The 21,173-nt window shown below is 72.7% G+C and carries 20 protein-coding genes; 1 reads left to right on the forward strand and 19 read right to left on the reverse strand.

Annotation, left to right across the window (positions count from 1 at the left end; translation table 11 throughout):
- Positions 1-53: 53 nt before the first annotated feature.
- Positions 54-431, forward strand: coding sequence for a MerR family transcriptional regulator (locus tag KVF89_RS10885; protein ID WP_257425577.1), 378 nt, complete (start codon positions 54-56; stop codon positions 429-431).
- Here KVF89_RS10885 and KVF89_RS10890 read toward each other — a convergent pair.
- The 19 genes from KVF89_RS10890 to pyrR all read right to left on the reverse strand — a co-directional run bounded on the left by KVF89_RS10890 (position 397) and on the right by pyrR (position 21,159).
- Entirely contained in the window at positions 397-1,413 is a 1,017-nt protein-coding gene (locus tag KVF89_RS10890) for an LLM class flavin-dependent oxidoreductase (RefSeq protein ID WP_257425578.1), read from the reverse strand. The genes KVF89_RS10885 and KVF89_RS10890 overlap by 35 nt on opposite strands.
- A 28-nt stretch (positions 1,414-1,441) precedes the next feature.
- Positions 1,442-2,767 (reverse strand): RsmB/NOP family class I SAM-dependent RNA methyltransferase, encoded by a 1,326-nt coding sequence (locus KVF89_RS10895; RefSeq protein WP_257425579.1) that lies wholly within the window; start codon positions 2,765-2,767, stop codon positions 1,442-1,444.
- 28 nt (positions 2,768-2,795) lie between these two features.
- Complete coding sequence (gene fmt, locus KVF89_RS10900; RefSeq protein WP_257425581.1) at positions 2,796-3,740, reverse strand: methionyl-tRNA formyltransferase; 945 nt, start codon at positions 3,738-3,740, stop codon at positions 2,796-2,798.
- Positions 3,737-4,282 (reverse strand): peptide deformylase, encoded by a 546-nt coding sequence (gene def / locus KVF89_RS10905; RefSeq protein WP_257425582.1) that lies wholly within the window; start codon positions 4,280-4,282, stop codon positions 3,737-3,739. Before def ends, fmt begins: the two co-directional genes overlap by 4 nt.
- A gap of 28 nt (positions 4,283-4,310) precedes the next feature.
- The gene (locus KVF89_RS10910) at positions 4,311-6,356 is read right to left on the reverse strand and encodes a primosomal protein N' (RefSeq protein ID WP_257425583.1); all 2,046 of its coding nucleotides are present in this window, start codon (positions 6,354-6,356) and stop codon (positions 4,311-4,313) included.
- A gap of 152 nt (positions 6,357-6,508) precedes the next feature.
- A complete protein-coding gene (gene metK, locus KVF89_RS10915; RefSeq protein WP_257425585.1) occupies positions 6,509-7,708 on the reverse strand; it encodes a methionine adenosyltransferase in 1,200 nt (399 codons plus the stop codon).
- A gap of 80 nt (positions 7,709-7,788) precedes the next feature.
- Positions 7,789-9,075, reverse strand: coding sequence for a bifunctional phosphopantothenoylcysteine decarboxylase/phosphopantothenate--cysteine ligase CoaBC (gene coaBC, locus KVF89_RS10920; RefSeq protein WP_504928547.1), 1,287 nt, complete (start codon positions 9,073-9,075; stop codon positions 7,789-7,791).
- Entirely contained in the window at positions 9,032-9,370 is a 339-nt protein-coding gene (gene rpoZ / locus KVF89_RS10925) for a DNA-directed RNA polymerase subunit omega (protein WP_257425587.1), read from the reverse strand. Before rpoZ ends, coaBC begins: the two co-directional genes overlap by 44 nt.
- 57 nt (positions 9,371-9,427) lie before the next feature.
- The gene (gene gmk / locus KVF89_RS10930) at positions 9,428-9,985 is read right to left on the reverse strand and encodes a guanylate kinase (RefSeq protein ID WP_257425589.1); all 558 of its coding nucleotides are present in this window, start codon (positions 9,983-9,985) and stop codon (positions 9,428-9,430) included.
- Positions 9,985-10,302, reverse strand: coding sequence for an integration host factor, actinobacterial type (gene mihF, locus KVF89_RS10935; RefSeq protein WP_257425591.1), 318 nt, complete (start codon positions 10,300-10,302; stop codon positions 9,985-9,987). Before mihF ends, gmk begins: the two co-directional genes overlap by 1 nt.
- A gap of 101 nt (positions 10,303-10,403) precedes the next feature.
- A complete protein-coding gene (locus tag KVF89_RS10940; protein WP_257425594.1) occupies positions 10,404-10,874 on the reverse strand; it encodes a hypothetical protein in 471 nt (156 codons plus the stop codon).
- Positions 10,875-10,880: 6 nt separating this feature from the next.
- The gene (gene pyrF / locus KVF89_RS10945; RefSeq protein ID WP_257425596.1) at positions 10,881-11,705 is read right to left on the reverse strand and encodes an orotidine-5'-phosphate decarboxylase; all 825 of its coding nucleotides are present in this window, start codon (positions 11,703-11,705) and stop codon (positions 10,881-10,883) included.
- Positions 11,702-12,862 (reverse strand): alpha-hydroxy-acid oxidizing protein, encoded by a 1,161-nt coding sequence (locus KVF89_RS10950; RefSeq protein WP_257425599.1) that lies wholly within the window; start codon positions 12,860-12,862, stop codon positions 11,702-11,704. Before KVF89_RS10950 ends, pyrF begins: the two co-directional genes overlap by 4 nt.
- A gap of 1 nt (position 12,863) precedes the next feature.
- Complete coding sequence (locus KVF89_RS10955) at positions 12,864-13,883, reverse strand: quinone-dependent dihydroorotate dehydrogenase (protein ID WP_257425600.1); 1,020 nt, start codon at positions 13,881-13,883, stop codon at positions 12,864-12,866.
- Positions 13,880-17,185 (reverse strand): carbamoyl-phosphate synthase large subunit, encoded by a 3,306-nt coding sequence (gene carB / locus KVF89_RS10960; protein WP_257425601.1) that lies wholly within the window; start codon positions 17,183-17,185, stop codon positions 13,880-13,882. The genes KVF89_RS10955 and carB overlap by 4 nt, the downstream gene beginning before the upstream one ends.
- Entirely contained in the window at positions 17,185-18,378 is a 1,194-nt protein-coding gene (gene carA / locus KVF89_RS10965) for a glutamine-hydrolyzing carbamoyl-phosphate synthase small subunit (RefSeq protein WP_257425602.1), read from the reverse strand. Before carA ends, carB begins: the two co-directional genes overlap by 1 nt.
- Entirely contained in the window at positions 18,375-19,667 is a 1,293-nt protein-coding gene (locus KVF89_RS10970) for a dihydroorotase (protein ID WP_257425603.1), read from the reverse strand. Before KVF89_RS10970 ends, carA begins: the two co-directional genes overlap by 4 nt.
- Positions 19,664-20,596, reverse strand: a complete 933-nt coding sequence (locus KVF89_RS10975; protein WP_257425604.1) for an aspartate carbamoyltransferase catalytic subunit — start codon at positions 20,594-20,596, stop codon at positions 19,664-19,666. The genes KVF89_RS10970 and KVF89_RS10975 overlap by 4 nt, the downstream gene beginning before the upstream one ends.
- Positions 20,593-21,159 (reverse strand): bifunctional pyr operon transcriptional regulator/uracil phosphoribosyltransferase PyrR, encoded by a 567-nt coding sequence (pyrR, locus tag KVF89_RS10980; protein ID WP_257425605.1) that lies wholly within the window; start codon positions 21,157-21,159, stop codon positions 20,593-20,595. The genes KVF89_RS10975 and pyrR overlap by 4 nt, the downstream gene beginning before the upstream one ends.
- Positions 21,160-21,173 lie beyond the last annotated feature (14 nt).

The raw sequence follows: 21,173 nt of genomic DNA on the forward strand, positions 1-21,173 counted from the left end.
CTGACACTGGTGTCAATGTCAAGGTATGTCGACGGGGATGTGAGGCAGGGAACATGAGGATCGGCGAGCTGGCCGAGCGGACCGGGGTAGCCGCCCGCCTGATCCGCTACTACGAGCAGCAGGGCCTGCTCAGCGCGGACCGCCTCCCCAACGGCTACCGCACCTACGCCGAGGCCCACGTCGAGCGGATCGAGCGCGTCGCCGGCCTGGTGCAGGCCGGCGTGCCCACCCGACTGGTCAAGGTCCTCCTCGACGCCGAGGCCGCCTGCGCCCTGGAGCGGCCCACCTGCTCGGCCGAGGTCGCGACCCTGCTCGCCGACGAGCTCGTCGGGCTCGAGCGGCGGATCTCGTGCCTGAGCCGGAGCCGGGACACGATCCGGCAGTTCCTCGCCCAGGTCAGCGCCAGCCCAGCTCCGGCGCCAGGTGGGTGAGGACCGACTCGAGGACGTGGGCGTTGTAGTCGACACCCAGCTGGTTGGGGACCGTCAGCAGCACCGTGTCCGCCTCGGCGATGGCCTCGTCGTCGCGCAGCTGCTCGACGAGCCGGTCCGGCTCGGCGGCGTACGAGCGGCCGAAGATCGCCCGCATGTCGTCGATCTGGCCGACCTGGTCGTCCTCGGGACGCCCACCGAAGTACATCCGGTCCTCGTCCGAGACGAGGGGGAAGATGGAGCGGCTGACGGAGACCCGCGGCTCGTGGGTGTGGCCCGCCGCGGCCCACGCCTCGCGGAACACCCGGATCTGGTCGGCCTGCTGCACGTGGAACGGCTGGCCGCTCTCGTCCTCCTTGAGGGTGGAGCTCATCAGGTTCATGCCCATCTCGGCTGCCCAGCGCGCGGTCCCGTTCGAGGCGGCGCCCCACCAGATCCGCTCGCGCAGGCCCTCGGAGTGGGGCTCGAGGCGCAGCAGCCCGGGCGGGTTGGCGAACATCGGCCGCGGGCTGGGCTGCGCGAAGCCCTCCCCCTTCAGCGCCTGGAGCAGGACCTCGGTGTGCCGGCGGGCCATGTCGGCCTCGGTCTCGCCCTCGGCGGGCGCGTACCCGAAGTGACGCCACCCGTCGACGACCTGCTCCGGTGATCCGCGCGAGATGCCGAGCTGCAGGCGGCCGCCGGAGATCAGGTCGGCGGCGCCGGCGTCCTCGGCGAAGTACAGGGGGTTCTCGTAGCGCATGTCGATCACGCCGGTGCCGATCTCGATCCGGCTGGTCCGCGCGCCGATCGCGGCCAGCAGCGGGAACGGACTGGCGAGCTGGCGGGCGAAGTGGTGCACCCGGAAGTAGGCGCCGTCCGCACCCAGCTCCTCGGCGGCGACCGCGAGGTCGATCGACTGGAGCAGCGTGTCGGACGCGGTCCGCACCTGCGAGTGCGGGCTCGGCGACCAGTGGCCGAACGAGAGGAACCCGATCTTCTTCATGACTGGTTGAACCGTCAACTACTCCGGGTCATTCCCGGCGCAGCAGGGCGAGGAACATCGCGTCGGTGCCGTGACGGTGCGGCCACAGCTGGACGGTGCCGAGCAGCGGCCCCTCCGCGTCCGGTACGGCGGGCAGGTGCTCGCGCACGTCGTCGAGCCGGAGCCCCGACGCAGCGTGGTCGGCGAGGGTCGCGGTCACGACGTCGGCGGTCTCGGCCAGCGCGGGCGAGCAGGTCGCGTAGAGCAGCGCTCCCCCGGGGCGCAGCACCCGGGCCGCCTCGCCGAGAAGCGCCCGTTGGAGCGGGACGAGCTCGGCGAGGTCCGCGGGGGTGCGGCGCCAGCGTGCCTCGGGGCGCCGGCGGAGAGCCCCCAGACCGGTGCACGGCGCGTCGAGCAGGATCCGGTCGGCGCTGCCGTCGGCGAACGGGGCCCGGGTGGCGTCGGACTGGACCACGCCCGCGAGGCCGGGCCCGGAGGCGACCGCACGCGCGACGAGGCGGGCCCGGTGGTGGTGCAGCTCGACCCCGGTCACGGCGGCACCGCGCTGGGCGGCGAGGGCGGCGAGCAGGGCCGCCTTGCCACCGGGGCCGGCGCACAGGTCCACCCAGCGCTCGTCGCGCCCCGCGACGGGAGCCGCCGCCAAGGCCAGCGCGACCAGCTGGGAGCCCTCGTCCTGGACACCCGCCCGGCCCTCGGCGACTGCGGGGACGTCGGCCGGGTCGCCGCCGTCGAGGACGACACCATGGGGCGAGTAGCGGGTCGGCGTGCCGGGCAGCTCCTGGCGCTCCGCGCGTCCGGGCCGAGCGACCAGGGTGACCCGTGGCGGCAGGTTGTCGGCGGCCAGCAGCTCCGGGAGCTCGTCGGCGTGGCTGCCCAGGGCGCGTCGCAGCTCCTCGACCATCCACGCGGGGTGGCTGTGGGCGGTCGCGAGGTCCGTCGGCGCCACCTGCGCCAGCCAGGCATCGAGGTCCTGCGCCGCGATCTTGCGCAGCACGGCGTTGCAGAAGCCGGCCGCCCCCTGGTTGACCTGGACCCGGACGAGCGTGACCGTCGTGTCGATGGCCGCGTGGGTCGGCACGCGCATGGCCAGCAGCTGGTGGACTCCGAGGCGCAGGGCGTCGAGCACCTTCGCCTCGACCTTGCGCAGCGGCCGGTCGACGCAGGCGGCCAGCACGGCGTCGTACGTGCCCTGTCGACGGATCGTGCCCGAGGCCAGCTCGGTCGCGAAGGCGGCATCGCGCCCGGTCAGGCCGTGCCGAGCCAAGACGGTGGGGAGCAGCAGGTTCGTGTAGCCGTCGTCGACGCGCACCGCCTTCAGGACCTCGAAGGCGGCCAGCCGGGCGGGGTCGACCACCCGCCGCGTCGGTCTGCTCGAGGGAGGCCTACTCAAAGGTCGCGGTCTCCGGCAGGCGCACGCCGCGCGCCCAGTCGGCCGCGCCCATCTGCCTCTTCCCGAACGCCTTGACCTCGGTCAGCCGCACCGGGTCGCTGCCCGTGCCGACGAGGACCTCGCTCTTCCCGACGCTGATCGCACCGGGCAGGAGCTCGGGGCCTTCGGAGTTGGCGGGGACGATCTCGACCCGGCCGAGCTTGACCCGCTCGCCGTCGAGCGTGGTCCACGCACCGGGGCCGGGGGTGCAGGCGCGGATCCGCCGGTCGACGCCGACCGCGGGCTCCTTCCAGTCCACGCGCGCGTCGTCAACGGTGATCTTCGGGGCCAGGCTGATCCCGTCGGCGGGCTGCTCGCGGGCCTCGATGGAGCCGTCGGCGATGCCGTCGAGCGTGGCGACCAGCAGGCTCGCCCCGCCCTCCGCGAGACGGCCGAGCAGATCGCCGGCGGTGTCGGTCGGCCGGATCCGCTCGGTCATCACCCCGAACGTCGGGCCGGCGTCGAGCGCCTCGACGATCCGAAACGTGGTGGCGCCGGTGTACTCGTCGCCACCCCAGATCGAGTGCTGCACCGGCGCCGCGCCGCGCCAGGCCGGCAGCACCGAGAAGTGCAGGTTGACCCAGCCGTGCCGCGGGATGTCGAGGGCGCTGCGCGGGATGAGCGCGCCGTAGGCCACGACCGGGCAGCAGTCCGGCTCCAGCGCCCGCAGCGCCTCCTGGAACTCCGGATCGCGGGGGTGCACGGGCTTGAGGACGGGAACGCCCAGCTCCTCCGCCCGCTGCGCCACCGGGCTCGGCGTGAGCTTGCGCCCGCGACCGGCGGGCGCGTCGGGGCGGGTGACCGTGCCGACCAGCTCGTGGCCGGACGCGACGATCGCGTCGAGTGCGGGGACAGCGACCTCGGGGGTGCCGGCGAAGACGAGTCGTAGGGGCCTCATCGACCGAAGCCCCCTGTCGCGTGCGGCGACACCTTGACGGTGGGCTTCTCCAGGCCGAACCACTCCGACTCGCGGATCTCGCGCATCGCGGCCTTGCGGCCCGCGTCGTCGAGGCGGTCGATGAACAAGATCCCGTCCAGGTGGTCGGTCTCGTGCTGGATCGCGCGGGCGAGCAGGTCGGAGCCCTCGACGGTCACCGGCTCGCCGTGCATGGTGAAGCCGCTCGCGACCACGGAGAGCGCGCGCAGGCAGTCGTAGGTGAGCTCGGGGAGCGACAGGCAGCCCTCGGGGCCGTCCTGGGTCTCGTCGGACAGCCGCAGCGTCGGGTTCACGAGGTGACCGACCTCGCCGTCGACGTACCAGGTGAAGACCCGCAGGCCCACGCCGATCTGGGGCGCGGCCAGACCTGCCCCCGGCGCGTCGAGCATGGTGTCGGTCAGGTCGGTGACCAGCTGGCGCAGCTCGGCGTCGAAGTGGACGACCTCGATCGCGGGCTTGCGCAGGACGGGGTCGCCGAAGAGTCGGATGGGTCGGATCGCCACTGCGTCAGCCTAGCCACGTGCCCGGCACTCACAGCTCCCAGGGATCGACCTGGATCCGGACGGGGTCGAGCTTGCGCGCCGAGCGCAGCCGCTGGGCCTCCCCCAGCGCCCGGGCGAGCTCGCCGCCCTGGGCGCGCGGGACCCGCAGGACCAGCCGCTCGACGTCGGGGTCGCTCGTCGGGACCGGACCGAGCACCTCGGCGCTCTCGGGGAGCGCCAGCAGCGCCTGCAGGTCGTCGAGCGCCCCCGGCGGGCCGACGACGGTGGCCAGTCGGGCCGCGGGCGGCAGCCGGGCCTCCCACCGCTCCTCGGCCTCGCGTACGGCGAACCCGGCCGGGTCCCAGCGCACCAGCGCCTGCAGCGCGGGGGCCGCCGGATCGCCGACGGCCAGCGCCCGCCCGCCGGTCCCGAGCAGCCCGACGGCATTGCACCAGCGACGCAGCGCCTCCTCAGGAGCGCGCATGCTGTCACGCCCCAGCGCCCACCAGGTGTCGAGCAGCACGACGACGGCGTACCCGCCGTCGGCGACCGGCTCGGCCCCCGGTGTGGCGACCACGATCCGCGGCTCCGGACCCACCCGGGCCCTGACCTGGTCGCCCGAGGACGACACCACCGGGACCTTCGGGAAGCTGCGGCCCAGCTCGTCGGCGGTCCGCGCGTCGCCGACGACCGGCGCCCGCAGCCCGGTCGCGCCGCACTCGGCGCACGACCAGCCGGGCGCCTCGGTGGCGCACCAGCGACAGCGCGGCGGCGTGGTCGGTCCGGTCAGCTCCAACGGTCCTGAGCACGCCCGGCAGCGCGCCGGCGTCCGGCACCGTTCGCAGGCCAGCCGCAGGGCGTACCCGGAGCGCGGGGTCTGGACCAACGCCGGTCCCCGCGCGAGACCCCAGCGCAGCGCGTCGTGGGCCTCGTGGGGCACCCGGGCGGCGCCGGCGCTCGGGTCTCGCGCGATCGCGACATCGGTCGCCCCGCTGATGCCGATCAGCGCCCGCTCCCGCACCGCGGACCGCGGCAGCGCGATCTCGCGCGCCCAGCCGGTGTGGAGCAGGTGCTGGGCCTCGACGGTCCGGGCGAAGCCGCCCACCAGGGCCGCGGCCCGCTCCTGCTCCGCGCGCAGCAGCAGCACCTCACGGACATGCGGGTAGGGCGCCCGCGGCTCGGCGTGCAGGTCGTCGCCGTCGTCCCACATCGCCACGAGCCCCAGGTCGCGGACCGGGGCGAACGCCGCGGAGCGGGTGCCGACCACGATCCGTCGCTCCCCCCTGCTGACCGCGAGGAACTCCCGATAGCGCGCCGCGGGCCCGGGGTCGGCGTGCAGCGCGACGTGGTGGCCCGCGCCCAGCAGTGCGGTGAGGGCGGCATCGAGGCGGGCGACGTCACGGTGGTCGGGCAGGCACAGCACGCTTCCCCGACCGGCCGCCAGGGCGGCGCCGGCGAGGTGGGCGAGCAGCAGCGGCCAGTCCTCCCCCGGCCCGGCCGACCACACCGCGCGCGGCGGATGCCCGCTGCGCAGGTGAGCCAGGAACGGGCCTGCTGCGGGATAGGCCGACCAGGCGCGCTCGGCCCCGTCGGCGTCGTACGTCAGGAGCGGCTCGGGGGGCGTCGGCTCCCGCTCGGTGGTGGCGTGGCGGGGCGGGACCGCGAGCCGGCGCACGTCGGCGCTGACGCCGGCGTACCGCTCCGCCACCCGGGAGCACAGCTCCGCCACCGCGGGGCTCAGGACGGGCTCGGGGCTGACCGACCGCTTGAGCGGAGTCAGCCGGCCCTCGTGGTCGGAGGCGGCGGACCGGCTGACGACGAACCCGTCGACGTCCTGTCCACCGAAGCGCACCTTGACCCGGCTGCCGGGCACGGCCCCCTCCGCCATCGCGGCCGGGACGGCGTAGTCGAAGACCCGGTCGAGGTGGGCCAGCGCCACGTCGAGCACGACCCGGGCCACCGGGTCGACCTCGGCGATCTCCGCCTCGGCCACCTTCCGCGCCCGCGTCGCGGCCGCCTTGGCACGCCCCTCGGCCGCCCGGTCCCGGACGAGGCCCGGCAACTCCAGCGCCGGCTCGTCGGGAGTGGGGGTCATGGCGGAAGTTCTACCAGCGGGTTCCGATCCATCCCCGACCCGTCGCAGATTGAACTCGAAAACGCGCCGACCCGGCGCAGATTGACCACATTCGAGTTCAATCTGCGCCGGGTCGAGGCAGAAGACGGTTCAATCTGCGCCGGGTCGGCGGATCAGATGCCGGCTGCGGCCTTGAGCGCCTCGGCGCGGTCGGTGCGCTCCCAGGTGAACTCGGGGAGCTCGCGACCGAAGTGGCCGTAGGCGGCCGTCTTGGCGTAGATCGGGCGACGCAGGTCGAGGTCGCGCAGGATCGCGGCCGGACGCAGGTCGAAGACCTCGAGCACGGCCTCCTGGATCTTCTCGTCGGCGACGACACCGGTGCCGAAGGTCTCGACGAAGACGCCGACCGGCTTGGCGACGCCGATCGCGTAGGCGACCTGGACCTCGGCGCGACGGGCCAGGCCCGCGGCGACGATGTTCTTGGCGACCCAGCGCATGGCGTAGGCCGCCGAGCGGTCGACCTTGGACGGGTCCTTGCCCGAGAACGCGCCGCCACCGTGCCGGGCCATGCCGCCGTAGGTGTCGACGATGATCTTGCGCCCGGTCAGGCCGGCGTCACCCATCGGGCCACCGACGACGAAGCGGCCGGTGGGGTTGATGAAGAGCTGGTGGCCCTCGGACGGGACGGACGAGGCGAACTGCTCGAGGACCGGCTCGATCACGTTGACGGTGATGTCCTTGGCCAGGGTGTCCTGGTCGACGTCCTCGGCGTGCTGGGTCGACAGCACGACGGTGTCGACGCGCACCGGGCGGTCGTCCTCGTCGTACTCGATGGTGACCTGGGTCTTGCCGTCGGGACGGAGGTACGGCAGCGTGCCGTCCTTGCGCACCGCGGTGAGCCGCTCGGCCAGCGTCTGCGCGATCTTGATCGGCAGCGGGAAGAGCTCCGGGGTGTCGTCGCAGGCGTAGCCGAACATCAGGCCCTGGTCGCCCGCGCCCTGGCGGTCGAGCTCGTCGCCTGAACCGTCGACCCGCTCCTCGAACGCGTCGTCGACGCCCTGCGCGATGTCGGCCGACTGCGCGCCGATCGCCACCTGCACGCCACAGGAGTTGCCGTCGAAGCCCTTCTCAGAGGAGTCGTAGCCGATCTCGAGGATCTTCTCGCGCACCAGCTGAGCGACCGGGGCGTAGGCCTCGGTCGTCACCTCGCCCGCGACCACCACCAGGCCGGTGGTCAGCAGGGTCTCGACAGCGACCCTGCTCTGGGGATCGTGCTCGAGCAGGTAGTCGAGCACGGTGTCGCTGATCTGGTCGGCGATCTTGTCCGGGTGACCCTCGGTCACCGATTCCGACGTGAACAGACGTCCGGTCATGGTGGTGGGAACTCCTGGTTGGGGGCGGGTGGGGCGGTGGTCCAACGATACGGATGAGCTGGGGTGATGCCCGATTCGTCTCAGGAAAGTCTGGCGGCGACCTGGTCCCAGATGAGGTGGGCGAGGGCCGACTTCGTGCCGTGGGGTACGTCGACGGCGGAGCCGTCGGCGCCGAGGATCACCGCCTCGTTGTCGAGGCTCCCGAAGACGGCTCCCCCGCTGACGTCGTTGACGACGAGCAGGTCACAGCCCTTGCGGGCCAGCTTGGTGCGGGCCAGCTCCAGCACGCTGCCGGTGGCATCGCCGGTCTCGGCGGCGAATCCGACGATCACGGCCTCCGGGCGGGCCCGGTGGGTCGAGATCTCCTTGAGGATGTCGGGATTCTGTTCCAGGGTGATCGACGGTGCCGATCCGTCGTCGGCCTTCTTGATCTTCGTCTCCGAGGTCGACACCGGCCGGAAGTCGGCCGGTGCCGCCGACATGACCACGGCGTCGGCGGTGGCCGCGGCTGAGAGCACCGCGTCGCGCAGCTCGGACGTCGACTCGACGCGGACGACCTTGACCCCCGCCGGGTCGGGCAGGCTCACGTTGGCCGCGATCAGGGTGACCTCGGCTCCGCGCGCCGTCGCGGCGCGCGCGAGGGCATAGCCCTGGCGGCCCGAGGAGCGGTTGCCGAGGAAGCGGACGGGATCGAGGCGCTCGCGGGTGCCGCCGGCGGAGACGACGACGTGGCGTCCGGCCAGGTCCTGTACGGCGCCCGCCGCGGCCGACTGCGAGCGGGCCAGCACGTCGCGGGCGACCTCGAAGATCTCCTCGGGGTCGGGCAGGCGGCCCTTGCCGGTGTCGGCACCGGTGAGCCGGCCCTCGGCCGGCTCGATCACCAGCACGCCGCGGGAGCGCAGCGTGGCGACATTGGCGGTGGTGGCCGGGTGCTCCCACATCTCGGTGTGCATGGCCGGCGCCAGCACGACCGGGCACCGGGCGGTCAGCAGCGTGTTGGTGAGCAGGTCGTCGGCCAGCCCGTGGGCGGCCTTGGCCAGGAGGTCGGCGGTCGCGGGCGCGACGACGACGAGGTCCGCCGTCTGCCCGAGCCGCACGTGCGGCACCTCGTGGACGCCGTCCCACACCTCCGCGGACACCGGCTTGCCCGACAGCGCCGCCCAGGTGGGGGCACCGACGAACTCCAGCGCCGCGGCCGTCGGCACGACGGTCACGTCGTGCCCGGACTCCGTGAGCCGCCGCAGCAGCTCGCATGCCTTGTAGGCGGCGATGCCGCCCGAGACGCCGAGCACCACCCTGCGGCCGGACATGGAGGGCGTCAGATCACTCGGCGTCGGCGACCGGGGCCTCGGTGGCGACCGCGGCAGCGGCCGCGGCGGCCTGCTCGGCGGCGAGCTCGGCGGGGTCGATGTCCTCGCAGGTCAGCAGGTCCTCGTTGATCTCGCGCAGCGCGATCGAGAGGGGCTTCTCCTGGACGTGGGTCTCCACGAGCGGGCCGACGTACTCGAGCAGGCCCTCACCGAGCTGCGAGTAGTAGGCGTTGATCTGCCGCGCGCGCTTGGCGCTGTAGAGCACCAGCTTGTACTTGCTGTCGGTCTTGGACAGCAGGTCGTCGATGGGAGGGTTGGTGACACCCTCGGCGGCGATGTTCGGGGCAGACACGTAGGAAGCCTCACAGAGATGGACGGGCGGAAGACAAACGGCCGCCGATCGGGTCGATCAGCGGGGATCAACCATCAAGGCTACCAACTCCTCGACGGCAGCGTGAACTTCGCGGTTCACGATGGTCACGTCGAACTCCGCCTCAGCGGCCAGCTCCTCACGCGCGGTGGCCAGGCGACGCTCGCGCTCCTCCTCGTCCTCGGTCCCGCGGCCGACGAGCCGGCGGACCAGCTCCTCCCATGTCGGGGGCTTGAGGAAGACGAAGACCGCCTCCGGCATGGACGTCCGCACCTGCCGCGCACCCTGGAGATCGATCTCGAGCAGCGCGGGGCGGCCGGCGGCCAGGGCGGCGTCGACCGGTCCGCGCGGCGTGCCGTACCGGTGGACCCCGTGCACCACGGCCCACTCGAGCATCTGGCCGTCGGCGACCATGCGGTCGAACTCCTCGGCGGAGACGAAGTGGTAGTGGACCCCGTCGAGCTCGCCGGGCCGCGGCGGACGCGTGGTGCTCGACACGGACAGGTAGATCTCCGGATGCCGCTCGCGCATCGCAGCCGCGACCGTGCCCTTGCCGACCGCGGTGGGCCCGGCGAGGACGAAGAGCTGTGCCGGCATTACTGGTCGGCGAACTCGCGCTCGAGCGCGGCGACCTGCTTGGCGCCGAGCCCGCGGACCCGGCGCGACTCGGCGATCCCGAGGCGCTCCATCACCTGCCGGGCACGGACCTTCCCGAGGCCGGGCACCGACTGGAGGAGGTCGAGGACCTTCATCTTGCCGATCACCTCGTTGACCTGGCCCTGCTGCAGCACGTCCCGGATGGAACCGCCCGAGTTCTTCAGCCGGTTCTTGACCTCCGCCCGCTCCCGGCGGGCAGCCGCTGCCTTCTCGAGGGCGGCCTGGCGCTGTTCAGGGGTCAGGGGAGGCAGAGCCACGAGTGCGAGATCCTTCGGTCGGACGGTCGGCGGGTGCGAGCCGGCTGCCAATCTAGCCACAGGGGTTCCCCGTCGGCAACGCGGCCCGGTCCGCGTCGAGGTCACAGGCTCAGCGGCGTCTTGCAGACATCGCGTGCCTGCTGCTCGACCCGGGCCAGCGCGGTCGCGGTCTCCTGCGAGCCGAGCCGGACCGCGGCCGTCTCGATGGCCGTCCGATCGTCGTCACCCAGCCCGGACGGCGGCGCGTCGGGACGGTACGTCGCCGGGTCGACCCCGGCGGCGTCGAGAGCCTCCTCCAGGTCGGCGATCCGCTCGACGACGAGCGTCCAGTCCGCCCGGATGTCGTCGGGGGACTCCTCGGCCAGCGCCGCGAAGCTCGGCAGGGCCCTGAGCAGGCCGGTCGTCTCGCCGGCGGACAGCGCGGCGCCCACGTCCTCGCGACGGTCGGCGATCTCGGAGCAGTAGTCGGCGAAGGGATCGTCCTCGCCACCTCGCACGACGAGGAAGCCCGCCACCAGCACCGCGGCGACGGCGAGGAGCAGCAGCGGCAGGTGACGGCGCACGCTCGGCATCGGGGCTCAGCCCCGAAGCGCGCGCAGCTCGTCGTTGGTCCGCAGCACCGCGTCGCGCATCGCCACCGGGTCGGGACCGAGCCGCAGCACGCCACGCGACGAGCTCGCCAGGACGTTGCCGGCGCTGGCCCCGAAGATCCGGCGGACGTCGTCGGTCGTGCCGCCCTGCTCGCCGTACCCGGGCGCCAGGATCGGGCCGTTGAACGCGAGGTCCAGGCCGCGGTCGTCCGCCAACGTGGCGCCGACGACCGCGCCGAAGGAGCCGAGCGGGACGGCACCGGCGTTGAGCCCGCGCAGATGGTCGAGCACGGTCGCCGAGACCGTGCGGCCGTCGGTGACGGCGCTCTGCACCTCCGGCCCCTCCTTGTTGGAGGTCGCGGCCAGCACGAAGAGGCCGCCGTCGTGCTTGACGGCGGTGTCCACGAAGGGCTGCAGCGAGCCGAAGCCGAGGAACGGGCTCACCGTGACCGCATCGCACGCCAGCGGCGAGGCGGGATCGAGGTACGCGTCGGCGTAGGCCTGCGACGTCGAGCCGATGTCGCCGCGCTTGACGTCGAGCAGCACGAGCGCGCCGGCGGCCCTCGACTCGGCGATGACCCGCTCCAGCACCGCCACACCGCGACTGCCGAAGCGCTCGTAGAAGGCGGACTGCGGCTTCACGACGCCGCAGTGCGGCGCCAGGGCCTCGACCGCGCCGAGCGCGAACCGCTCCAGCCCGGCGACGTCGTCGTCGTACCCCCAAGCGCGGAGCAGGCTCGCATGAGGGTCAATGCCGACGCAGAAGGGACCGCGCTCGGCCACGACCGAGGACAGGCGGGCACCGAAGGTCATGTGGGGATCCTCCGCAGGGCGTCGGGGCCGAGATCGGCCAGGGCGGGATAGCCGTCGACGGCCATGATCAGGTCGATCTCGGCCTGCAGGGCGCGGACCTGGTGGATCGCGCCCGGGACGCCGCCGAGGGCGAGCGCGTAGACGTAGGGCCGGCCGATCGCGACCGCGTCGGCACCGAGGGCGAGTGCCTTGACGACGTCGGCGCCGGTGCGCACGCCGGAGTCGAACACGACCGGCGCGCGGCCGTCGACCGCCGTCACGACGTCGGGGAGCCAGTCCAGCGCCGCTCCCCCGCCGTTGGCCTGCCGGCCGCCGTGGTTGGAGCAGTAGATGCCGTCGGCGCCCTCGTCGATCGCGCGGCGGGCGTCGTCGGGATGGCAGATGCCCTTGAGCAGGATCGGCAGGTCGGTCAGGGACCGCAGCCAGGGCAGGTCGTCCCAGGTGACGGGGTGCCCGAAGGTGCCGACCCAGGTCATCACGACGGTGCCCGGGTCCGGGTTCGGGCCGGTCATCTCCTGGAACACCGGGTCGGAGGTGTAGTTGGCCAACGCCTTCCCGCGCAGCTGGGGGAAGTTCCCGCTGGCGAGGTCGCGCGGTCGCCAGCCGGGCACCCACGTGTCGAGGGTGATCACGATCGCCTCGTAGCCGGCCCGCTCGGCGCGCCGCACGAGGCTGGCGGCGAGGTCGCGGTTCTTCGGCGTGTAGAGCTGGAACCACCTCCCCGCGTCTCCCGCCGCGACCGCGACATCCTCGAGCGGGTCGCTCATCAGCGTCGACCCGATGAGGGGCACACCGGTCGCCGCCGCCACCTCGGCGCCGTGGACGTCGCCGTGCTGGTCGGGCGTGCAGAGACCGAGGACACCGACCGGGGCCAGCAGCAGCGGGCTGGCCAGCGTCCGCCCGAACAGCTCCACCGACAGGTCGCGCTCGGCCGGCGCGCGCAGCATCCGCGGCACCACGGCGTAGCGCTGGAAGGCCGCGACGTTGGCCCGCTGGGTGGCCTCGTCGCCGGCTCCCCCGGCGACATAGGTCCGCAGCTCCGGCGGGAGCGCCGCGAGGGCCCGGGCCTCCAGGTCGGCGTAGTCGAAGGGGTGGGCGGGGAGCACCCCGCCGAGCGCACCGAGGTAGAGCTCGATCTGGTAGTCCCCGAAGCTCATCTCACAGACCTTTCAGGATCCGGCGTGGCCACATCGGGCCACCGTAGATGAGCGCGCTGTAGGCCTGCACCAGGTCGGCGCCGGCCGCGACCCGCGCGCGGGCCTGCTCGGGCGTGCCGATGCCGCCGACGCCGATCAGGGTGAGCCGGTCGCCGACCCGGCCGCGGAGCAGGCGGAGCACCTCGGTCGAGCGCTCGGTCAGCGGCGCCCCGGACAGACCGCCCGCGCCGATCTCCTCGACCTTCGCCGCCGGAGTGCGCAGCCCCTCGCGGGAGATCGTCGTGTTCGTCGCGATGATCCCGGCCAGGCCGAGGTCGAGCGCCATGTCGGCGACCGCGAGCACGTCGTCGTCGGAGAGGTCGGGGGCGATCTTGACGAGGAGCGGCAGCGGGGCGGCGGTCACCTCGTCGGCGGTACGGCGCACGTGGCCCAGCAGCGGCGCGAGCTTCTCGACCGCCTGCAGGTTGCGCAGCCCCGGCGTGTTCGGCGAGCTGACGTTGACAACGAGATAGTCCGCGTGGGGGGCGAGCAGCCGGGTCGAGGTCTCGTAGTCGGCCTCGACCGCCGCCTGGTCGTCGTCGGGGACGACCTTGGACTTGCCGATGTTGACCCCGAGCACCAGGTCGCCGCGCCGGCGCGTGGCCAGCCGCGCCGCGACGGCCGTGGCCCCGTCGTTGTTGAAGCCCATCCGGTTGACGATCGCCCGGTCCTCCGGGAGGCGGAAGAGCCGGGGCCGGGGGTTGCCGGGCTGGGCCAGCGCGGTGACCGTGCCGATCTCGACGTGGCCGAACCCGAACGCGCCCATCCGGTCGTAGACCTGGGCGTTCTTGTCGAAGCCGGGCGCGAGCCCGAGCCGGTTGCGGAAGGTCAGGCCCATCGCGCGGACGGGCGTGCCGCCCGGGATCGGGATCCGCGAGAGCACGGGACCGCCGGCCCGCAGCGCGTCGTACGTCAGGTGGTGCGCCCGCTCGGCGCCCATCCGGACCAGGACGTGGTCGAAGACCTTGTCGTAGAGCGTCACCGGGCGGCCTCGGCGGCCCGGTTCCACTCCTGCAGCGAGCGCACACCGATCGATCCCGCGCGCATGGCGGCGATGCCCTGCACGGCGGCGGCGAGACCCTGCACGGTGGTGATGCACGGCGTCCCGGTGAGCACCGCCGACGAGCGGATCTCGTAGCCGTCGACCCGGGAGTCGCCACCGCCGGTCGCCCCGTGCGGGGTGTTGACGATCAGGTCGATCTCACCGTCCAGGATCATCTGGACGACCGTCGGCTCGCCGCCCGGGCCGGTGCCCTCGAAGTGCTTGCGGACGACGGTCGCCTGGACGCCGTTGCGACGCAGCACCTCCGCGGTGCCCTGGGTGGCGAGGATCTCGAAGCCGTAGTCGACGAGCACCCGGGCCGGGAACACCATGGTCCGCTTGTCGCGGTCGGCGATCGAGATGAAGACCTTGCCCGACGTCGGCAGCGGACCGTACGCCGCGGCCTGCGACTTGCTGAACGCCGTGCCGAAGTCGGCATCGAAGCCCATCACCTCGCCGGTCGACTTCATCTCCGGGCCGAGCACGGTGTCGACGAACTGGCCGTCCTTGGTGCGGAACCGGTTGAACGGCAGCACCGCCTCCTTCACCGCGATCGGCGCGTCGGCGGGCAGGGTGCCACCGTCGCCCTCGGCCGGGAGCACCCCGCCGGCACGCAGCTGGGCGATCGACTCCCCGAGCATCAGCCGCGCCGCGGCCTTGGCGAGCTGGGTGCCGGTCGCCTTGGAGACGAAGGGCACCGTGCGGGACGCGCGCGGGTTGGCCTCGATGACGTAGAGCACGTCGGCCCCCAGCGCGAACTGGATGTTGATCAGGCCGCGCACGCCGACGCCCCGGGCGATCGCCTCGGTCGCCTCGCGGATGCGGCCGATCTCGGCGTTGCCGAGCGTGATCGGGGGAAGCGCGCACGAGGAGTCGCCCGAGTGGATGCCGGCCTCCTCGATGTGCTCCATGACGCCGCCCAGGAAGAGGTCCGTGCCGTCGTAGAGCGCGTCGACGTCGATCTCGACCGCGTCGTCGATGAACCGGTCGACCAGCACCGGCCGGTCGGGGCTGATCTCCGTGGCCGTCTCGATGTAGGCCTCGAGCGCGGCGTCGCTGTAGACGATCTGCATGCCCCGCCCGCCGAGCACGTACGAGGGCCGGACCAGCACCGGGTAGCCGATGGAGTGCGCGATCGCCTGGGCGTCCGCGAAGGACACCGCGGTGCCGTGCTTCGGCGCGACGAGCCCGGCCTCGGCCAGCACCCGCCCGAAGGCGCCGCGCTCCTCGGCGAGGTGGATCGCCTCGGGGCTGGTGCCCACGATCGGGACGCCGGCGTCCTGCAGGCCCTGCGCGAGCCCCAGCGGCGTCTGGCCGCCGAGGGTCGCGATGACGCCGGCGATCGGTCCGGCCGCCCGCTCCGCCTCGTAGATCTCGAGCACGTCCTCCAGCGTGAGCGGCTCGAAGTAGAGCCGGTCGGAGGTGTCGTAGTCGGTGGAGACGGTCTCGGGGTTGCAGTTGACCATGATCGTCTCGTAGCCGGCCTCGGCCAGCGCGAGGCTCGCGTGGACGCACGAGTAGTCGAACTCGATGCCCTGCCCGATCCGGTTCGGTCCCGAGCCCAGGATGATCACCGCCTGCTTGCCCTCGGGGCGCGGCTGCACCTCCGTCTCCTCGTCGTAGGAGGAGTAGTAGTACGGCGTCTGCGCGGCGAACTCCGCGGCGCAGGTGTCGACGGTCTTGTAGACCGGCCGCACCCCGGTGGTCTGCCGGGCGATCCGCACCTCCGACTCCTGCAGCCCACGGATGGCGGCGATCTGGGCGTCGGAGAAGCCGTGCCGCTTGGCGACGCGGAGCGCGTCGGCGTCGAGGAGGTCGGTCGCGGCCACCTGCTGGGCGATCTCGTCGATGAGGAACAGCTGGTCGACGAACCAGGGGTCGATCTTGGTGGCGTCGTGCACCTCCTCCGGGGTGGCGCCGGCGCGGATCGCCTGCATCACCTCCTGCAGGCGGCCGTCGTGCGGGACCTTGACCTGCTCGAGGAGCACGGCCTTGTCGCCCAGCGGCGCCGCCCAGTCGAAGGGCGCGTGCTTGTCCTCGAGCGAGCGCAGCGCCTTGTTGAGCGCCTCGGTGAAGCTGCGGCCGATGGCCATCGCCTCGCCGACCGACTTCATGTGGGTCGTGAGCGTCGGGTCGGCGGTCGGGAACTTCTCGAAGGCGAACCGCGGCACCTTCACCACCACGTAGTCGAGGGACGGCTCGAAGGAGGCCGGGGTCTCCTTGGTGATGTCGTTGGGGATCTCGTCGAGGGTGTAGCCGACCGCGACCTTGGCGGCGATCTTGGCGATCGGGAAGCCGGTCGCCTTCGATGCCAGCGCCGAGGAGCGCGAGACGCGGGGGTTCATCTCGATGACGATGACCCGGCCGTCGGCGGGGTTGACGGCGTACTGGATGTTGCAGCCGCCGGTGTCGACGCCGACCTCGCGGATGATGCCGATGGCCAGGTCGCGCAGGTGCTGGTACTCGCGGTCGGTCAGCGTCATCGCCGGGGCGACCGTGATCGAGTCGCCGGTGTGGACGCCCATCGGGTCGAAGTTCTCGATCGAGCAGATGATGACGACGTTGTCGGCCTTGTCGCGCATCACCTCCAGCTCGTACTCCTTCCAGCCGATGATCGACTCCTCGATCAGCACCTCGGTGGTGGGGCTGGCGGACAGGCCCGCGCCGGCGATCCGCTGGAGGTCGGCGGCGTCGTAGGCGATGCCGGAGCCGAGGCCGCCCATCGTGAACGACGGGCGGACCACGACCGGGAACCCGAGCTCGCCGGCGGCCTTCTCGACCTCGTCCATCGAGTGGCACACGAACGAGCGGGCGACCTCGCCGCCCACCTTCTCGACGATCGCGTTGAACAGCTCGCGGTTCTCGCCGCGGTGGATCGCCTCGAAGCTGGCGCCGATCATCTCGACGTCGTACTTCGCGAGGACGCCGCTCTCGTGGGCCGCGATCGCGGCGTTGAGCGCGGTCTGGCCGCCCAGGGTCGGCAGGATCGCGTCGGGGCGCTCCTTGGCGATGATCTTCTCGACGAACTCAGGGGTGATCGGCTCGACGTAGGTCGCGTCGGCGAACTCCGGGTCGGTCATGATCGTGGCCGGGTTGGAGTTGATCAGGATGACCCGCAGGCCCTCCTCCTTGAGCACCCGGCACGCCTGGGTGCCGGAGTAGTCGAACTCGCAGGCCTGACCGATGACGATCGGCCCGGAGCCGATGACCAGGACGGACTTGATGTCTTCGCGCTTCGGCATCAGATCGTGTCTCCCTGCTCCAGCAGCGCTGTGTTCGATGGTCGCTTCAGTCGCTCCGGTCGTTCCTCGCTGCGCTCCATCAGCGACAGGAACCGGTCGAAGAGGTACGCCGCGTCGTGCGGGCCGGCGGCGGCCTCGGGGTGGTACTGGACGGAGAAGCTCTTGAGCCGGCCCTCCGCGGTGCGCAGCTCGAGGCCCTCCACGACGTCGTCGTTGAGGCAGACGTGGCTGACCGTGGCGACGCCGTACGGCGTCTCGGTGGGGGTGTCGCGCGGGGCGTCGACCGCGAACCCGTGGTTGTGCGCGGTGACCTCGACCTTGCGGGTGGTCAGGTCCATCACCGGCTGGTTGATGCCGCGGTGACCGTACTTCAGCTTGTAGGTGCCGAAGCCGAGGGCGCGGCCGAAGAGCTGGTTGCCGAAGCAGATGCCGAAGTAGGGCAGCTCGCGCTCCAGCGCCTGCCGGAGCAGCGCGACCTGGCCGGTCGTGGCCGCCGGGTCGCCGGGGCCGTTGGAGAAGAACAGGCCGTCGGGGCCGTTGTCGCCGACGGCCAGCACGTCGTCGATGCTCGCCGTGGCGGGCAGGACGTGCACCTCGATGCCGCGCTCGCTCATCCGCTGCGGGGTCATGTCCTTGATGCCGAGGTCGAGGGCGGCCACGGTGAACCGCTTCTCGCCCTGCGCCGCCACGACGTAGGCCTCGCTGGTGGAGACCGCCTCGGACAGGTTGGCGCCCGACATCTCGGCGGACGCCTTGACCTTGGCGAGCAGCGCCTCGGGGTCGGTCTCGACCGTGGAGATGCCGACCCGCATGGCGCCCCGCTCGCGCAGGTGGCGGGTGAGGGCACGGGTGTCGATCCCGGAGATCCCGACGACGCCCTGAGCCTTGAGCTCGTCGTCCAGCGAGCGGCGCGAGCGCCAGTTGCTGGGGATGCGCGCGGGCTCGCGGACGACGTACCCGGCGACCCAGATGCGCTTGGACTCCGGGTCCTCGTCGTTGACGCCGGTGTTGCCGATGTGCGGAGCCGTCATCACGACCACCTGCTGGTGGTACGACGGGTCGGTGAGCGTCTCCTGGTAGCCGGTCATGCCGGTGTTGAAGACGGCCTCGCCGAAGGTCTCCCCCTCGGCGCCGTAGGCCTCGCCGCGGAATGTGCGGCCGTCCTCGAGGACGAGCAGTGCGGGGGTGCTCATGCGAGCGCTCCTTCCAGGACGGTCGGCGTGCCGCGCAGGAGCGTGGCGACGACGCGACCGGTCAGCAAGTGGTCGTGCCAGGGGTTGTTGCGACTCAGCGAGACGCTGGCGGCGCGGTCGACGACGACCTTCGCGGCCGGGTCGACGAGGGTCAGGTTGGCGGGCTCGCCGACGGCGATCGGGCGGCCGTGCGCGCCGTCCAGCCCGGCGATCCGGGCAGGGCTCGCGCTCATCACGCGGGCCACGCCGGCCCAGTCGAGCAGGCCGTTCTCGACCATCACGGTCGTGACGACGGGGAGTGCGGTCTCGAGGCCGAGCATGCCGAACGCCGCGTCCACGAACGCGTGCTCCTTGTCGTGCCGCGCGTGCGGCGCGTGGTCGGTGGCGACCGCGTCGATCGTGCCGTCGGCCAGCGCCGCGCGCAGCGCCTGGACGTCCTCGTCGGGACGCAACGGCGGGTTGACCTTGAACGTCGGGTCGTAGCCGGTGAGCAGGTCGGTGGTGAGCAGCAGGTGGTGCGGGGTCACCTCGGCCGTCACGTCGATGCCCTGGGCCTTGGCCCAGCGGACCACCTCGACGCTGCCGGCTGTCGAGACGTGCGCGACGTGGACCCGGCTGCTTGTGTGGCGGGCCAGCATCACGTCGCGCGCGACGATGATCTCCTCGGCGACGCCCGGCCAGCCTGGCAGGCCGAGCTGACCGGAGAGCTCGCCCTCGTGGCAGCACGCAGTGGGGCCCGCCAGCGACGGGTCCTGGCTGTGCTGGCTGACCACGCCGCCGAACGCCTTGACGTACTCCAGCGCGCGGCGCATCACCCGCGGGTCGTGGACGCACCTGCCGTCGTCGGAGAACACCCGCACCTTGGCCCGGCTGCGCGCCATCAGGCCGAGCTCGGCGAGCTCCTCGCCGGCCAGGCCCTTGGTCACCGCGCCGACCGGCTGGACGTCGACCAGGCCGGCCGCGCGGCCCAGGTCGAGGACGCGCTCGGCCGCCTCGGCCGTGTCGGTCACCGGGCTGGTGTTCGCCATCGCGAGGACGGCGGTGTAGCCGCCCACCGCCGCCGCGCGGGAGCCGGTGAGCACCGTCTCCGCGTCCTCCCGACCGGGCTCGCGCAGGTGGGTGTGCAGGTCGACGAGGCCCGGCAGCAGCCGCAGTCCGTCGGCCTCGATGGTGCGCTCGGCCTTGGTGGCGAGCGTGCCGAGCTCGGTGACGGTGCCGTCCTGCACGAGGACGTCGGTCGTCGTACCGTCGGGCAGGGTGGCACCCTTGATGAGGATCGAGGCGGTCACTTGGTCTCCTCCCCCGCCAGCAGGTGGTAGAGCACGGACATGCGGACGGCGACGCCGGCGGAGACCTGGTCGAGCACGACCGAGTCGATGGCGTCGGCGGCGTCCGCGGAGATCTCCAGGCCGCGGTTCATCGGTCCGGGGTGCAGGATCGGCGTCCCCGGCTTCAGCACAGCGAGCCGGTCGCGGGTCAGGCCGTAGCCGACGGTGTACTCGCGCGCCGTCGGGAAGAACCCGCCGCTCATCCGCTCGCGCTGGACGCGGAGCATCATCACCGCGTCGGCTTCGGGGAGCACCGCGTCGAGGTCGTACGACGTCGCGAAGCCCGCCGTCCTGGACCAGTCCCCCACGCCGGCCGGCATGAGCGTCGGCGGCGCCACCGCGGTGACGGTGGCACCGAGCTTGGCCAGGCACTTGATGTTGCTGCGGAAGACCCGGCTGTGCGTCAGGTCGCCAACGATCGCGACGTGCTTGCCCTCGAGCGAGCCGAGCTTGCGGGTCAGCGTGTAGCCGTCGAGCAGTGCCTGCGTCGGATGCTCGTGCGTGCCGTCGCCGGCGTTGATCACCGGGACGTCGATCCAGCGGCTGATCTGCTCGGCCGCGCCGCTGGCGCCGTGGCGGACCACGAGTCCGTCGACGCCCATCGCCGTCACCGTCAGCACGGTGTCGCGCAGTGACTCGCCCTTGCTCGCGCTGCTGCCCTTGGCGGACAGGTTGATCACGTCGGCGGAGAGCCACTTGCCGGCGATCTCGAAGCTGGAGCGGGTACGGGTGGAGTCCTCGAAGAAGAGGTTGATGACCGTGCGGCCGCGCAGCGCCGGGAGCTTCTTGACCTCCCGCTGCTGGACGTCGTGCATCTCGGCCGCGGTGGTGAAGATCTGCTCGATGTCAGCGGTGCTCAGGTCGTCGATGCTGAGGAGGTGCCTGGTCATGCGATCCGCACCTCGTCCTCGCCGTCGGTCTCGACCAGCCGCAGGCTCACCCGCTCGCTGCGCGCGGTCGGCAGGTTCTTGCCGACGTGGTCGGCCCGGATCGGGAGCTCCCGGTGGCCGCGGTCCACCAGCACCGCCAGCCGTACGACGGCCGGCCGGCCCAGGTCCGACAGCGCGTCCAGCGCGGCCCGGATCGTGCGCCCGCTGTAGAGCACGTCGTCGACCAGCACGACGGTCTTGCCGTCGACACCGCCGGCCGGCACCTGTGTGCGATGTGGCGCCCGGGTGGGGTGGGACCGCAGGTCGTCGCGGTACATCGTGACGTCGAGCTCACCGGTCGCGACCGTCGTACCCTCGACGGCGGCGATGTTCTCCGCCAGTCGTCGGGCGAGCGGCACGCCGCGCGTGTGGAGCCCGAGAAGCAGAAGATCCTCGGCGCCCTTGTTGCGCTCGAGGATCTCGTGGGAGATGCGGATCAGCGCCCGGCTGATGTCGCCGGCGTCGAGAACGACGCGTCCGCTGGCGGTGCCATCGTGAGCCTTCGGGGTCTGCTGTGCAGGCAAGACTGAATGACCCT

Source organism: Nocardioides carbamazepini (genome assembly GCF_024614185.1).
Classification (GTDB): Bacteria; Actinomycetota; Actinomycetes; order Propionibacteriales; family Nocardioidaceae; genus Nocardioides; species Nocardioides carbamazepini.

Coding starts and splice junctions, on each gene's coding strand:
- metK (WP_257425585.1), bottom strand. CDS start 7,708: ATGACCGGACGTCTGTTCACGTCGGAATCGGTGACCGAGGGTCACCCG.
- carB (WP_257425601.1), bottom strand. CDS start 17,185: ATGCCGAAGCGCGAAGACATCAAGTCCGTCCTGGTCATCGGCTCCGGG.
- pyrF (WP_257425596.1), bottom strand. CDS start 11,705: ATGACCTTCGGTGCCCGCCTGTCCTCGGTCGTGGCCGAGCGCGGTCCC.
- KVF89_RS10950 (WP_257425599.1), bottom strand. CDS start 12,862: ATGAGCTTCGGGGACTACCAGATCGAGCTCTACCTCGGTGCGCTCGGC.
- gmk (WP_257425589.1), bottom strand. CDS start 9,985: ATGCCGGCACAGCTCTTCGTCCTCGCCGGGCCCACCGCGGTCGGCAAG.
- KVF89_RS10910 (WP_257425583.1), bottom strand. CDS start 6,356: ATGACCCCCACTCCCGACGAGCCGGCGCTGGAGTTGCCGGGCCTCGTC.
- KVF89_RS10975 (WP_257425604.1), bottom strand. CDS start 20,596: ATGACCAGGCACCTCCTCAGCATCGACGACCTGAGCACCGCTGACATC.
- KVF89_RS10890 (WP_257425578.1), bottom strand. CDS start 1,413: ATGAAGAAGATCGGGTTCCTCTCGTTCGGCCACTGGTCGCCGAGCCCG.
- KVF89_RS10940 (WP_257425594.1), bottom strand. CDS start 10,874: ATGCCGAGCGTGCGCCGTCACCTGCCGCTGCTGCTCCTCGCCGTCGCC.
- fmt (WP_257425581.1), bottom strand. CDS start 3,740: ATGAGGCCCCTACGACTCGTCTTCGCCGGCACCCCCGAGGTCGCTGTC.
- carA (WP_257425602.1), bottom strand. CDS start 18,378: ATGAGCACCCCCGCACTGCTCGTCCTCGAGGACGGCCGCACATTCCGC.
- KVF89_RS10885 (WP_257425577.1), top strand. CDS start 54: ATGAGGATCGGCGAGCTGGCCGAGCGGACCGGGGTAGCCGCCCGCCTG.